The 12,747-nt window shown below is 50.1% G+C and carries 12 protein-coding genes and 1 tRNA gene; 7 read left to right on the forward strand and 6 right to left on the reverse strand.

All coding sequences use genetic code 11. The annotated features are described in order from the left end of the window. Positions 1-42: 42 nt before the first annotated feature. A complete protein-coding gene (locus VMW30_01780) occupies positions 43-567 on the reverse strand; it encodes a GNAT family protein (protein ID HUW87097.1) in 525 nt (174 codons plus the stop codon). Positions 568-831: 264 nt separating this feature from the next. On the opposite strand from VMW30_01780, the gene VMW30_01785 reads away from it, so the two are divergent. Beyond that, positions 832-1,458, forward strand: a complete 627-nt coding sequence (locus VMW30_01785; GenBank protein HUW87098.1) for a DUF2268 domain-containing putative Zn-dependent protease — start codon at positions 832-834, stop codon at positions 1,456-1,458. 111 nt (positions 1,459-1,569) lie between these two features. After that, positions 1,570-1,932 (forward strand): VOC family protein, encoded by a 363-nt coding sequence (locus VMW30_01790; GenBank protein HUW87099.1) that lies wholly within the window; start codon positions 1,570-1,572, stop codon positions 1,930-1,932. Positions 1,933-2,029: 97 nt separating this feature from the next. On the opposite strand, the gene VMW30_01795 is transcribed toward VMW30_01790, so the two are convergent. From VMW30_01795 to VMW30_01810, 4 genes are all read right to left on the reverse strand, one after another. After that, entirely contained in the window at positions 2,030-2,755 is a 726-nt protein-coding gene (locus tag VMW30_01795; GenBank protein ID HUW87100.1) for a nucleotidyltransferase domain-containing protein, read from the reverse strand. Positions 2,756-2,942: 187 nt separating this feature from the next. Continuing rightward, positions 2,943-3,464, reverse strand: a complete 522-nt coding sequence (locus tag VMW30_01800; GenBank protein HUW87101.1) for a hypothetical protein — start codon at positions 3,462-3,464, stop codon at positions 2,943-2,945. A gap of 1,106 nt (positions 3,465-4,570) precedes the next feature. Beyond that, positions 4,571-5,542 carry a hypothetical protein gene (locus tag VMW30_01805; GenBank protein ID HUW87102.1) on the reverse strand — a complete coding sequence of 324 codons (972 nt, stop codon included), beginning with the start codon at positions 5,540-5,542 and terminating at the stop codon, positions 4,571-4,573. A 7-nt stretch (positions 5,543-5,549) separates the two neighbouring features. Then, a complete protein-coding gene (locus VMW30_01810) occupies positions 5,550-5,945 on the reverse strand; it encodes an excisionase family DNA-binding protein (protein HUW87103.1) in 396 nt (131 codons plus the stop codon). A gap of 542 nt (positions 5,946-6,487) precedes the next feature. Here VMW30_01810 and VMW30_01815 point away from each other — a divergent pair. Then, entirely contained in the window at positions 6,488-7,912 is a 1,425-nt protein-coding gene (locus tag VMW30_01815) for an AAA family ATPase (GenBank protein ID HUW87104.1), read from the forward strand. Between the two features lie 113 nt (positions 7,913-8,025). On the opposite strand, the gene VMW30_01820 is transcribed toward VMW30_01815, so the two are convergent. Then, positions 8,026-8,098 (reverse strand) — tRNA-Arg (locus VMW30_01820). Positions 8,099-8,252: 154 nt separating this feature from the next. Between VMW30_01820 and VMW30_01825 the strand changes: the two genes are divergently transcribed. The 4 genes from VMW30_01825 (at position 8,253) to VMW30_01840 (ending at position 12,713) form a co-directional block, all read left to right on the forward strand. After that, entirely contained in the window at positions 8,253-9,479 is a 1,227-nt protein-coding gene (locus VMW30_01825; protein ID HUW87105.1) for a saccharopine dehydrogenase C-terminal domain-containing protein, read from the forward strand. A gap of 9 nt (positions 9,480-9,488) precedes the next feature. Further along, the gene (locus tag VMW30_01830) at positions 9,489-11,174 is read left to right on the forward strand and encodes a GMC family oxidoreductase (protein HUW87106.1); all 1,686 of its coding nucleotides are present in this window, start codon (positions 9,489-9,491) and stop codon (positions 11,172-11,174) included. After that, positions 11,164-11,943, forward strand: a complete 780-nt coding sequence (locus VMW30_01835) for an SDR family oxidoreductase (protein ID HUW87107.1) — start codon at positions 11,164-11,166, stop codon at positions 11,941-11,943. Before VMW30_01830 ends, VMW30_01835 begins: the two co-directional genes overlap by 11 nt. Positions 11,944-12,047: 104 nt before the next feature. Next, entirely contained in the window at positions 12,048-12,713 is a 666-nt protein-coding gene (locus VMW30_01840; protein HUW87108.1) for a hypothetical protein, read from the forward strand. The last annotated feature ends 34 nt before the right edge of the window (positions 12,714-12,747 follow it).

Raw genomic sequence — 12,747 nt, forward strand, 5'->3', positions numbered from 1 at the left:
CGCGTTGGCGATCTTGGTTGGTCCAATCGATGGAGGAATGGCTCAACTACCTTGGAGGACCCATCGAGTCACAGTCTGAGGGAAGTTGATCGGACTCGGCGTCGTCTCATGTGTGAACAGATAGCGAAATCCAGCACGTTGTAGCGCCCGATTTGGGGCGATGTTGAAAGCATTCGGCTCACTGAAGAGTCGCTTCAACTCAAGAACTTCAAAGTAAACTTTCGCTGATTTCCTTACGAACTCGGCTCCTAGTCCACCTTGGCGTCGTGTTGGACTCAGGATGTGCAGATGCAAAAAAGCTTCTTCGCCAAAGACAATGTTGGATACTGAACTAAACCCAACTATTTGTTTGTCTAGTTCCCACAGTAGCGAGTAAGTAGTCCGGTCTCGAATCGAAAGCGCCAAATCTTCTTCATAGAATGCGTACCAATCCTCTCGTGAGGGCAGTAGCGCCCTATCAACTCCCATCACGCGAAGATGGTCATCTGAAGCGTCATGAAAGTAGTTGATCCGAACCTCAACATCGGCCAACGTCATTTCTCTCACTGAAAGGCGTTGACTTGTCACCTCCATATCAAATCACATCGCCCCAGAGGGCGGCGCTTGTGACTGTTAAGTGTCATCTCGAAATCGATTCTTGTGCTGGAAACGGTCACGCTACGACTCAGCGGGTCTGTTCCAGATGGGGTTGCATTAATGACTGGTGGGGTTACCAGTGTGGGTTGGGCTCTATTTCTTGTACCTGCTGGGCAATTTTAACCGTCATGAAGTCGCTTGGATTTAGAGGTGGATTGTCGAAGTTTTGATCATGAATGATGCGAGGATTCGAGAATGACACCGATAGAGAGTCACCTTGCCGCTGCGTCCGGTCGACTCGAACGTTACAGGGGAATAATCGAAGCGGCATTTGAGTCGGCAGCGAGAATCGCCAAAGACCTACTTCGTGCAGATGCCGTCGATGTTCTGTTCATTGACTCACCCGACGAGGCGATTTCAGAGATGGGAGTTGGTGGCTACACGTATGGCCCCCATGTCGTCATTGTTGCGATTGACCCGGATTGCCTCAATCTCAGTGAGCAGCACATATTTTCCACGCTTGTTCATGAATTCCACCATGTCATGCGCTGGCGCGGACCAGGTTGCCATGGGGATCTCGGGGACATGTTGGTGAGCGAAGGTCTTGCCCAACTTTTCGAGGAGGAGGTTACTGGAGTCAGACCAATCTATAGTCAGGCCCCGATCTCTTCTCTCGAGATAGAGAAGGCAAACTTGGACCTCCATCTAACTGAATTCAGTCAAGCAAAATGGTTTTTTGGTGCAGAAGAGATTACAAAATGGTTTGGTTACGCATTCGGCTATCAAATCTGCGCGGCCTACGCTGGATCTACGACGCGAAGTGCAGCGGATTTAGCGGCTGTATCCTCGCGCGAAGTTCTAGAGGCAGCAGGTCTCCACTAAAGGGTTGCATTAATGACTAGCCGCGTTCGCCAGAATTGTGTTGCCCATTTCAGCCAAGTAATGAACCATCAGCACTATCTTTGAGCCAAATACCAATGAAAGGCATATTCCATGATCAGTAGGAGGATTAGTCACATTGAGATTTCTGCCAAGAGCCCTGATAATTTGGCAAAATTTTATGTTGAGATGTTTGGATGGGAGGCCCGGAACATGGACAATCCGAGCGGAAAATATACGGTTTGGCAATCGAGCAACATGCGTGGTGGCTTCGCACCAATTGGTGATGAAAACAAACAAGGTGATGTGACCGTTTATCTCGACAGTGATGACATAGATGCTGACTTGAAAAAGGTCGAAATCAATGGTGGGAAGATTCTTAAAGGCAAAACGGAATATCCCGGTGGTTGGTTTGCTTACTTCGAGGATCCCAGTGGCAATCGACTGGGTCTCACGACGCTGGTAATGAGAAATTGAGACGCCTTGCCGTGCCTCGGGTACTTTGCAAAGGTCCCAGCCAAGGGGTTGCATTAACGATTAGTGGGGTTACCAAATCAACTGCCCATGTGGTCAATTACAGATCTAGAATCTCACCTGCAACGCGATACCCCTCCGATAAAGGGCCGCCGACGCGTTCAAGAATTTCTCGGACCACATCTTCTATTGGTTCCTTCTCGCCATTTTCAAGGACAGCCTTAATGGCGGCAGATAGCCGTATCGATAATTCAGGCTCACTCAATGCTAGGTGTCGTGGTAACCACTTGCCCGAGGCTAGCCATTGCGCTTTAGAGAGCAGTGCGAGTTCGCTAGCACCTACGAGTAGTTGTTGGCTGATGTAGAGCAACTCAATGGGATCTGTGGCCCCGATGAGATCGTCTAGTTGGTCGGTTAGCGCGTAACGCCTTCTTTCCATCTCCTCACTCGATACTGACGAAGGACCCTTGGCGAAACGTTCAATGGCCTCCGTTTGCAGTTTCTCAGCCTCTCCATCTATAGATACAAGAATGTGCCCGTCAGAGAGCATCTTGAGCGTTGGCGCGTGATGCTCACTAGTCTCCTTGGCTACAAAATATTTGATCGATGCAGGACTTTGGACAAATAATTCGACTAGCCAACCGTGTTCATGAATAGATTCCCGAAAGGGTGCGGGTTTGCCCCGCAGGACGACCACAATATCTAGGTCTGATGTGGAGGTGAGGCGCGTCGTCAGCGCACTTCCAGTAAGAAATGCAGCCCTTGCATCGGGGAACCGGGCACTAACAATTCTTTGAGCGGCGTCGATGGCACCAAGGCGTTCCATACCGCCACACTGTATGCCACTTACTGGAACGTATGACGGATGATTTCCTTCGTTTTCTCCTTGGTTTTAGAGGTTGTATTAACGATTAGTTGGGTTACAGAAGTCGCTGCTCGTCTAGCGAACGAACTTGTACCTTTGGCTCTGGTTCATTCGCCTATCGGTAAACCGATGATGACGCAGTTGATAGCTAGGCGGACGCCAATGCCATTGAAGAGGTGGCCGATTTGCGATCCCGTGCGTAAATGCCGTTCAAGCGCTCGATCAGATTGATAGGAAGCGGATGTGGGTCGTTTTGGGTCTCTTCTTCGGTCAGCCAATCGAATACCTCAGACCAGGCCCATAAAAGTGATTGGCCAGCAGATGTAAAGGGTTCGGGGAAGTCTTGGCGGCGTTCCCCGATGGCCCAGAGTCGAGCTGCCTCACGAGTTACGTCCAAGCGTTCTGCAATCTGCGACAGAGATACCAGATCCAAATCTACGCGCTTGATTTTGATGTCACTCGCGTACTTATTCAGGAATGATTTGAATTCGTTAAATGCTGATTCAGGGGATCCGGCAGCCATTTCGACACCAAGCATGGTGAGGCCATTAGAGGCAAAGGCAACGATGGTAATCGCGTCATTCTTCAACTGCTTAAGTTGGGATTCGTTCTCAATATCTAACCCAGCAACTTGCACGGAAAACTCGTAGTTGCGCTTTATTTTCTCCACCTAACTACCCTACGACATAATGTTGGCAGTTGGCAACATTACTGAACTTACCATTGGCGCCGGTTTGGCGCCCGTCCATGCTCACACTTCTTTGCAAGGCGCCAAAGAGCCCTCGCCGTATTTCTGGCGGTACCGTCGACCCCGATTCGACACCCCTGTCCACAAAGTAACCAGCCTGCCAAGTGGGACGAACCGCCTACATCTGTCGAATATTCCCAATGGAAATCCTTTTTCAGTGAGCGGATGCATTTTTTTGCCTCAGAATCGCTCGGCCATCCACCCACTCAGAGCCACCTCTCGGGTCATTCATTTGAGACGGTACAAAACTCCCGTGCTGTCCTCTAATGCTGAGATTAATAAGAGGGATCAAGAGAGACGGACGAAGGACGATTAAATGTGGGTAAATAATTTGTATATGAATGCGCTAGTGCATTCGAACCTTGCGCACCCTTTTAGCGCGCAAGGGGTGTATTAACGATTGGTGGGGTTTCCCACACGAATGACGTTTCTCTTCAGGTGCGATCGACGCTCCACTTTCCAATGATTACTTGGTAATGGCGGTGCCCTGGTGGAAGCGCAAGAGCCATTTGTCGCCATCAATTCGAACCCAAATGGAACTCCGCAGACAAGCGCGCCCGCCGCTCTCCGTTTTGAAAGTCAGCAAGATGACATCAGGAGCCAGAGGCAACGCCAGAAAATCGGTTGCCGTGATGTCATGAGACGGTTGTTCGGAGGCCAGAGTGTCGGATGACCTCAGCGCACGGCTCTTTAGTACTCATAGAATCAAGGGTAATGGACATCGCAGTTTTCATTCACGTAGAGACATTCCAAAACGTCACTACGGCTCCATTGTTTCACCCCGCATGATCCTCAAGGGGTTGCATTAACGATTGGTGGGGTTAGCGATGTACGTTGCTATTTCAGGTAAAGACCCACTAAAAACTGAGACTAACTAAACATTACGACTCAATTTATCGAGTATTTTTCGGGCCGATTCTGCGGAAGGCAATCCTCGTTCTGCTGATGAGATTTTGAGCGAAACGGATGATCAACTCTTTGTTACGAAACTTCGGGAGATCGGCAAGTCATGGTGCATGAAATTCGGTCTAGTCGGCAGCGAGGGGGTCTCCTGGTTCCTCAATTACCCACTCGCTGAGGACAAGAAAATCTGCCGCATATATCCCACGCAGTGTCTTGACTTGCACCTCGATTGTGTATCCACCTCCCGGCTTTAAGGAGGCAAGCATTTTTGAGGCAAGACGCTTTGTTGCACTAGACACGGTAGCGAGATCAAAGTTCAGGCTCGCTGTATCCCATAACCCTGTGTTCTTTGCGGAGGATTCACTCGTAAAGATCACGAACACAACCCTTCTAGTACTGCCACCGATGTACCAACTCTCGGCGGCATCAACAAGTCGATACTCCGGGTTACTGCGGCTTTTCGGATTTAGATCTGTTGCCATTTTCTGTAGAAGTGTTGCCACCCTAGGGAGCACGTCTCTTTCAAGGTCATCCGGATGGGGCGCACGCGAGTACCTAGATCCCACCCAACTACTGAACCTTGCTCTTTGTGGTGCGCTAAGTGGACGCAAGAACTTGACTGAGCCGTCGGTGAGGGCGGTCTTATCGATGCTCGTTACAAATCGAAGGTTTACAATAGGTTTGTAGCCGGGCTTCACAGGGAGTTTGCGCCCGTCTGGAAGTGGGAATTCGCGCGGGGAGGTGCCACCTGCTCGCAGGGCGGCCCACTTTGCATCACTGATGTAATTGACCGGACAGACTACGAGTGCTGGTTCGATGTCTGGAGTTCTCGCGATGTCACAGTCTTGACTAATGATTGCGTACCAATCCACTTCACTGTCAATCGTGAGGGACCAAGAGCCCGCCTCTGGGTTGGTTGGAATCTTTTCGTACTCTGATGTTTCTCGCCAGGCTTGAGTAGCGCCTCGTCCAACAAGTGTCACGGCTCCTAGCGATATCAGGTCACCCTGCTGAACATCAGACACAACTCTGACGTAGACCTCGCTCAGTTCATCCTTTGCGGGAGCGGATTTATTCTTGCCGGACTTGTTTGGCACCGTTTTATTAACTTACCCGTATGCGGCGTGCGTTCTCTAAAATGTCACGAAGTGCGCTTGTGCCGCGAACTGGCACCGCGACGACATTGTCGTCACTCATGGGCACCGTTCTTGTTGCGCGAAGGCTTTCATGTAATTTTGCCGATGAACTAATGACCACCTTTGGCCCCAGCGCTAGGGGGTTGAGGTCGCCCGCAACAGGAAGACGCAGGTCCTCGACACCGCTTGATTCCAAGGCCATCAAGGCTTGTCTTACTTCGCCAAGATTGAACCGGCGATGCCCGCCTGGTGTCTTCTCAAAAGGGATGCGGCCAGCCTTCGCGTACCTGCCGACCGTGTCAGCGGAAAGGTTGAGGGCTTTGGCAAGTTTGCTCGCTAATAGCTCGCGCTTTACAGTGTCCATTTGATTCCTCTTCTGCGGTGATTACAGCGTTTGCGGTGATTGCGGTGTTTATAGGATTATTCCCACTGCTGCGGCTCCCTGTCAAGTATCCCAACCCGAATCGGCCCATGACACGCTCGGGGCTCAAAACTCGGCTGACAAGTCCCCTGGCCGACCAGTTTGGAGCACAAACTGTATGGCCTCAACTTCATACTCAAAGCAAACAAACCGCCTGATGTCCACTATCTCGTGTCTGAAAAACGTAGGGCTGGCCATCGTGTCTGAAAAACGTAGGGCAGGCCAATTTGTCCAAGATCCTTAGTACACCCCAAATTAACCATCCAGACAGATATCAGATGTGCCATCATCCCGATGCCGCCGCCAACTCATTCCAAGTTTTAACATAATCTAGGGGTGCATTTTCATAAGTATCTCACCTTATTTAGGGGTACATTTTGATACGTCTCTAATCTAATTTAGGGGTATATTTTCATACGTCTCTAATCTAATTTAGGGGTACATTTTCATATGCTCTAAGCATAAATATGTGTACAATCAGATCTATGGCCACGAAAATAGGGTTACAGAATCAAGAGTTAACAAGCGGAAACCCCTGGTGGCGTGATCCTGAATGGCATAAAACTGATAAAGACTTGAAAGCGGCTGCCCAGAGTGGAATCGATTACAACTCGGGAGTGTTGAATGACTTGGCGACTGGAAACTTATACATACTTCGCGGGCCACGAAGGGTCGGAAAGACGGTCGCGATCAAGCAAACGATAAAAGCGCTTCTCGAGAAGGGAGTTCCCCAACATTGCATAATTCGGGTGTCAGCAGACGGATGGACGGCTAAAGATCTGAAGAACCTCGTCCTGAACACAACGCTTCCCCCTATTCCCAAAGACAGCGCTCGCTACTGGTTCATTGATGAGGCTTCAGCGATATCAGGTCAGTGGGACAGTGAACTAAAAGGTCTCCGCGACAATGACCCTCAGTTTGCTGCAGATACCGTAGTAATTACTGGCTCTAATTCGGCCGCGCTCACCGAAGCGATGGGTGTCCTTGCTGGAAGAAGAGGCTCTGGTGTTGATATTGACCGAACCATGCTTCCAATGGGCTTTGCAAGTTTCGTAAGCCTTCTCGCCCAGACGCCTCTGCCTCCGCGACCTAGTATCGCTCCTGGTGAACTGCGCTCTCCACGGGCATTGCAGGCCCTTGCCGATCTCATCCCATGGCTGGATGAATTGGTTAAATTGTGGGAAACATATTTGCAGTACGGAGGGTTCCCAACTTCAGTGGCATGCGCAAAGGCAGGCCAACCCATAAGTTCAAGTTTTATCAAAACCATTTTTGATGTAATCCAGAAGGACGCCTTCAAGAACAGCAGACTGGATATGGCAACGAGTACCGCATTTCAAGAAAGGCTCTGGGAAGGAATGGGCTCGCCTGTAAATTTGACGAGCATCGGCAGTGACGTCGGGATTGTGAAGGAAACAGCAGTTAGACACCTTCAGTATTTAAGAGATGCTTTTTTGCTGTGGGACTGCCCCAAACGACAACCTGGAAATTGGCTACCAAATCCACTGGCTCAAGACAAGATTTATGCTATTGATCCGATTATCGCTCGATTACCAAATTTAAGGAATACGCAAAGAAAAGACATTGACCCAACGGCCCTTTCGGAAATGCAAGTGGGGATGGCGTTGAGACGCAGGCTCATTTCAGACCTCCCAAATGCTTCCTGGGATGACTTCATTTTTTACTTCACCAGTAAAACTCGGAAAGAGATTGATTTTGTATCACACCATTTGAACGGTGCAGCGATTGAGGGAAAGTACATCCAAGACGGCGGGTGGAAAGGAGAAGCTGCCACTATAGATGCTTCTCAATGGGATGGGCTTATGGTCACTCGAAATATTTTGGACACAACTGGATCAGATGCCTGGGCAGTCCCTGCTTCGTTTCTCTGCTACTTGCTAGATACTTAATCTTGCGACAGCACGAGTCATGCCTGGACGCATAATTCAGTAGTACTTGCCTTTGCCTTCAATGATGCACGAGGGTGTGCCTGTCGATTATGTATCCATAGTTTAGAAATAAGTGTCCTCGGCCGGAGTCGGACCGGCGACCTACCGCTTAGGAGGCGGTTGCTCTATCCACTGAGCTACGAGGACCTAAGAATTATTGATATTTCGATCAGTGCAAAGGGTACTCGTTGGCATTGAAGAAGATAGCCAATGTTTTACGCTCCATATTGGCAGATAGAGACTGATTGACTACCATTGGAATCACATAGAACACCTCAATACACTGAATGAAAGGCCGACAATGAAAGCGCTAGTTATAGGCGCAGGCGGCGTTGGCAGGGCGATTGCAAATATTGCATCTCGAAAGTCATTTATCTCCTCGATGGTGATAGCCGACAGGACCTTGACCCGCGCAGAAGAAGCCGTCGCACGAGTAAAAGATTCCAGATTCTCCGCAGCCCAAGTCAACGCTGCAGAATTGGAAGATATCCGCGAACTCATCCGCAGAGCGGGCCCCGACGTGGTAATCAATGCCGTGGATCCACGATTTGTCATGCCGATCTTTCTAGCGTGCGAGATTGAAAATACCAATTACATCGACATGGCAATGTCACTATCCCGTCCTCATCCTCACTACCCAAATACCGAAACCGGCGTAAAACTCGGCGACGAACAATTTGCCCGTGATTGGAACTGGAGTGAGCGCGGTATTTACGCCCTTGTCGGTATGGGAATTGAGCCTGGTATGAGTGATGTCTTTGCTCGATATGCCTCCGATTTCCTCTTCAGCCGAATTGATTCCATCACCGTCCTCGATGGCTCCAACCTCACGGTTGAAGGTCATGACTTTGCACCCTCCTTCTCCATCTGGACGACAATTGAAGAATGCCTCAACCCTCCTTTGGTCTGGGAGGACGGTCGCGGTTGGTACACGACTGCGCCATTTAGCGAAATCGAGGTTTTCGATTTCCCAGAAGGGATCGGACCAGTCGAGTGCGTCAATGTTGAGCACGAAGAAGTTGTACTGATTCCACAGAAAGTGGATGCAAAAAAAGTTAACTTTAAATACGGACTCGGTGCTGAATTTATTACCACCTTGAAAACAATTCATATGCTCGGCATGGATCGGAAAGAGCACGTCGACGTTCAAGGGATCTCGGTTTCACCACGCGATCTTCTGGCCGCCTCGCTTCCAGATCCTTCAACGTTGGGCGAACGTATGCATGGCAAAACCTGCGCCGGAACCTTGGTGAAAGGCCTTAACAAGGAGGGCCAGCCATACGCTTGCTACATCTACAACGTCATTGACAATGAATGGTCGATGAAGGAGTACGGAGATCAGGCTGTCGTCTGGCAGACCGCAGTGAATCCGCTCATCGCAATGGAGTTGATCCATAAGGGTGTGTGGAAGCCATCTGGCGTTAACGGTCCAGAATGGTTTGAACCAAAGCCTTTCCTCGACCTACTCGAGGCCTACGGAACGAGTTGGACGATTCGCGAAGAGGATTCAAGCCAGATCGAGATATAGGTTTATCTCATGAAGGAAACCTATGACGTTCTGATCATAGGTTCTGGTTTTGCGGGATCCGTCGCTGCGCTTCGCCTCGCGGAAAAGGGATACAGCGTTGCTGTCCTTGAAGCGGGGCGTCGCTTTACTGACGAGGATTTCCCCAAAACGTCGTGGCGGCTCAATAAATTTCTCTTCGCGCCGCGGCTCGGTCTTATCGGTCTACAGAGGATTCACTACCTACCCAATGCGCTCATTCTTGCGGGCGCCGGAGTCGGTGGCGGATCTCTGATCTATGCAAACACTCTTTATCAACCGGGAGACAAATACTTCTCGGATCCCCAATGGTCGTCGATCACTGATTGGAAGAGCGAACTAGATCCATTTTATGACCAAGCTCGACGGATGCTTGGAGTGACACAGAATCCGTACTTCTCTCCGAGTGACCAGGCGATGAAAAATGTGGCGGAGGCAATGGGGGTCGGTGAGACCTTCCAACTCGCGCCGCTTGGAATCTTCTTTGGTAAAGAGAAGGTGAGTGATCCGTATTTCGGAGGCGTCGGACCTGATCGCAACGGATGCATCCAATGTGGTGGATGCATGACTGGATGCCGACACAATGCAAAAAACACTCTGCCGAAAAATTATCTCGGATTGGCAGAACGAGCAGGAGTCACAGTTCATCCACGTACAACAGTGACAAAAATTGAACAGGTCAATAGAGATTGGAAAGTGACTGCAGTAAAAACCGGACCTTTCCCATCGAAGAATCGAATCTTCCACGCCCGCGATGTCATTGTCGCCGCCGGAACGTACAACACTCAGAAGTTGCTCCATCGAATGAAATCAGATCAGATACTTCCCGAACTCTCTGACCGGCTCGGCGATCTTTCTCGAACAAACAGTGAATCGCTAGTTGGTGCCACCATGCCCAATACTGATATCGACTTCAGCGAGGGGTCAGCAATCACGTCCTCCTTTTTCCCAAATGAGCAGACGCATATCGAGCCGGTGAGATATGGGAAAGGAAGTAATTTGATGGGATTGCTTCAAACAATCATGACGGAGGGATCAACATCGGGTGCGCGTCGACGTCAGTGGGTCTCCAAATTCCTGAAGAATCCCTCATTACTTCTTAAAGCGCTTAATGTTCGGTGCTGGAGTGAGCGGACGGTCATCGCGTTGGTCATGCAAAATGTGGATTCTTGGATCAGAGTCCGCGGAAAGCAAGGCCGCTTTAGCTGGCGCTTAACTTCGGAAAATAGCGACGAACATCCCAATGCGACCTGGATTCCTGAGGGAAATGAGACCGCACGTGCTATCGCGAAGAAATACAAAGGTGTTGCCATGGGCCATCTGGGCGATCTCATAGACGCTCCCTTTACTGCCCATTTTGTTGGTGGAGTTGTTATTGGTGAATCGCCAGAAAAAGGAGTTGTGGACCCTTACCACCGAGTATGGAATTACACCTCGCTTCACGTGATTGATGGTTCGACAATCACTGCCAATTTGGGCGTAAATCCGGCTCTAACAATCACGGCGCAGGCAGAAAGGGCGCTTTCATTCTGGCCAAATAGAGGCGAAAAAGACTTGCGCCCTCTACAGTCGGAGAATTATCGTCGTCTTGATCCAGTAAAACCTCTCCACCCGATTGTGCCAATCGGAGCTCCAGGCGAACTGCGAGTATCACCGAAAGGGAGCGCACATGATGAATAGAGCAGCACTAGTCACCGGAGCAAGCGCCGGCATTGGTGCCTGCTTTGCAGACCTTCTGGCAAAAGAAGGCTATGACTTGGTTCTGGTTGCGCGCGACGAAGAGAGACTCACCGAACTCGGACGGCGATTGCAAAGTGAACATGGAATCAATTTCGAAGTTCTCCGCGCCGACCTAACCATCCCAGATGACCTCAAACGTGTTGAGGAAAGAGTGAAAGATAAATCCAACCCAATTGATGTGCTTGTCAACAATGCTGGTTTTGGAATCAAGAAAAGTTTTCTCGCCAGCGATGTCTCAGCGGAGCAAGAACTCTTGGATGTACTCGCGAAAACGCCAATGAGGCTTATGCACGCAGCGCTTCCTTCCATGAAAGAACGCAATTCAGGAATCATCATCAATGTCTCATCCGTTGCCGGTTGGGTCGCAGGGGGTTCTTACAGCGCAGCGAAGTCGTACCTCACCGTTCTTAGCGAATCAATTCACTCGGAACTCTCAACATCGAATGTGAAAGTTCTTGCACTCTGCCCTGGATACACACGGACTGAATTCCACGACCGGGGCAAAATGCACATGTCTGGACTTCCTGATTTCATGTGGTTGAAGGCTGAGAAAGTTGCAGCCAAAGCTTGGTCAGATGCCCGCGCCGGAAAAGCCATCTCTGTGCCAGGATGGCAGTACGCAATATTTGCGACCCTCGCCCGTTCTGCGCCCCGACCCCTCATCCGCAAATTTAGAATCAATATGAAGCCCAAAAAGAGCAAGAAATAACCGCGTTCCTGTCATTTCTCGGTGAATTTCATAAATGACTGGCTTTAGGCTTCTGACCCTGTTGCGGATTGGCTACGATGAGTCCACATTCTCTGGAGGTTATTATGTTTCGCAAAATAATTACTGCATCTGTTCTTGGCTTCCTTCTGGCTGGATCTCTGGTCACCGCTTCTGCCAATGCAGCAACGATCAGCAATGGCGTCGCTTGCAAGACGCTAAACGCCAAGGCCAAGTCCGGTGGCTACATTTATAAGTGCACCAAGAATCCGGTAGTCAAAAAAGCGAAGAAACTGACCTGGGTCTCTCTGGATTGCCTCAAGACAAATACTATTTACGTTAGGCAGAACACCACCTACCTAGCCTTGGTTAAAAATCTCCCCGCCACTCTGGCCGCACTCGACGCCAAGATCGCGGCAGAACAGGTAAAGGTCGCTGAAGCGAATGCGAAAGCCGACTCCTTGGATGCTCAGAGTGTCATCTGGACTGCCAAACTCGCTGAATTCACCGCGGCGCGAGACAAGCTCGCAGCAGATGGAACAACCTCGGCTAAAAAGACAGAGGCACTTGCTAGTTATGCCGCCGCCATACGTTCTATTAATTCCGCAATTCGTTCCAATACCACCGCAGCTCTCTCCCTACGCAAGGTCGGTACAAGCGTCACGACAATGCAGACCACTCGTGCTTCAACGGTCGACTCGATTGCACAGGCCAAGGCTGGGGTAGCGCAATCCCTCTCCATGCGCGGACTGGTCTGCCAGAAGGGCATGTAAAACCCACACACAGTAATTAGCGACTAGCCATAGA

The organism is Candidatus Paceibacterota bacterium (genome assembly GCA_035530615.1).
GTDB lineage: Bacteria > Actinomycetota > Actinomycetes > Nanopelagicales > Nanopelagicaceae > QYPT01.